This is a genomic window from Streptomyces sp. NPDC005820 (assembly GCF_040630255.1).
Taxonomy (GTDB): Bacteria; Actinomycetota; Actinomycetes; order Streptomycetales; family Streptomycetaceae; genus Streptomyces.
In genome coordinates this window covers 1-1,583 of record NZ_JBEXXE010000129.1, presented here as the reverse complement: position 1 = coordinate 1,583, position 1,583 = coordinate 1, and the positions used below count along the sequence as shown (strand labels likewise).

Annotated in this window: 1 protein-coding gene; it reads right to left on the bottom strand. The window is 70.6% G+C overall.

What is annotated here, in order from left to right:
• Positions 1–114 precede the first annotated feature (114 nt).
• Positions 115–1,335 (bottom strand): cytochrome P450, encoded by a 1,221-nt coding sequence (locus ABZ464_RS52025; RefSeq protein ID WP_359290053.1) that lies wholly within the window; start codon positions 1,333–1,335, stop codon positions 115–117.
• Between the last annotated feature and the right edge of the window lie 248 nt (positions 1,336–1,583).

The following is a 1,583-nucleotide window of genomic DNA, read 5'->3' as shown; positions in this document are numbered from 1 at the left end:
CGGGGGCGGGGGGCGGGGTACCGGGTGGCGCCGGGGGGGGGGGCGTCCCGGGCCAAACGAGGGGGCGGCCGGCCCGTCGGGCCGGCCCCCTCTTCTCCTCTCCGCCGACCGCGGTTACCAGGTGACGGGCAGGCGCACGATGCCCTGCACGGAACCGCCGGGCTTGGTGCCGAGCGCCTCGACGGGCTCGGCGGCCCGCAGCGTGGGCACGCGGGTGAACAGCTCGTACAGCGCGATCTCCAGCTCGGCGCGGGCCAGGTTCTGGCCGATGCACTGGTGGATTCCGTAGCCGAACGCCAGGTGGTGGCGGGTGCCGCGCAGCACGTCGAACGTGTCGGGGTCGGCGAAGACCTCACCGGCCCGGTTCGCGGCCGCGTTCGGCAGATACACGGCGTCGCCCTCCCGTACGGTGACGCCGCCTATCTCGATGTCGGTTGCCGCGACCCGCTGCAGCTCGTCGGCGACCGACAGGAAGCGCAGCAGCTCCTCGACGGCGCCCGGCGCGGTGGCCGGGTCCTCCCTCAACCGGTCGGCCTGCTCCGGGTGTTCGAGGAGGGTGAGCACACTGAGCGCGATCATGTTGGCGGTCGTCTCGTGGCCTGCGACGAGCAGGAACATGGCGATGGAGGCGAGTTCGGCGCGGTCCAGCTCGCCCGTGGCGAGCCGCTCGGTGATCAGCTCGTCGAGCAGCCCCCCGGCGGGCACGCCGTCGGCGAGCCGGGCCTCCTTGGCGACGACCAGCTCGTCGAAGTAGCCGACGAGCGCGGCGCCGGCGTCGGCCGCCTGCTGCGCCGTGCCGGTGGCCAGGAGCATGCGCCGGGTGTGTTCCTCGAAGAACTCGTGGTCGTCGTAGGGCACACCGAGCAGTTCGCAGATGACGGTGGACGGCACGGGCAGCGCGAAGGCGGGCACCAGGTCCGTGCCCGGGCCCGCGGCCAGCAGGGCGTCGATGTGCTCACGTACGATTCGCCGGATCGCCGGGCGCAGCCCGTTCACACGCTTCACAGTGAAACTGCCTATGAGCATGCGGCGTTGGATGTCGTGCTCGGGCGGGTCCATACCGACGAGGGCGGTCAGCTTCGCGGCGGCCATCCGGGGCACGAGCACGGGGAAATCGGGCCGGCTTCGGTCCGACGAAAGCCGCGGGTCGACCAGCAACTGCCGAGTCTCCGCGTACCCGGTGACAACCCAGGCCTGCCGCCCGTCGTACAACCGCACCGGCGCCAACGGCCCGTGCTCCCGCAACTGCGCATATCCGGCTGGTGGATGGTAAGGGCACTCCCTGGTCATGGGGAACTGCGGCAGCGCTGCAGTGGTGGATGCAGCCGTGTCCATCGGGCCTCCAATGCGGCGGGCACATGTAGTGGCGGCATTGTCCGAAGCCCTGTTGAAGCCGCTCTAAATTCCTCGATGGATGTCGGCCGACGCTGGGGCTGAGCCTGGCGGTGACGTCCAATGTGGGGAGGTGGAGGATGGGTCCATCAGCTCACTGGCTGTTCTCTATCCGGCCGTGTGGTCGGTGGGGTTCGAACAGGGGCCTGGTTCGGGTGAGTTGTCCGGTGTGGAGGCATGGAAGAAGGGCC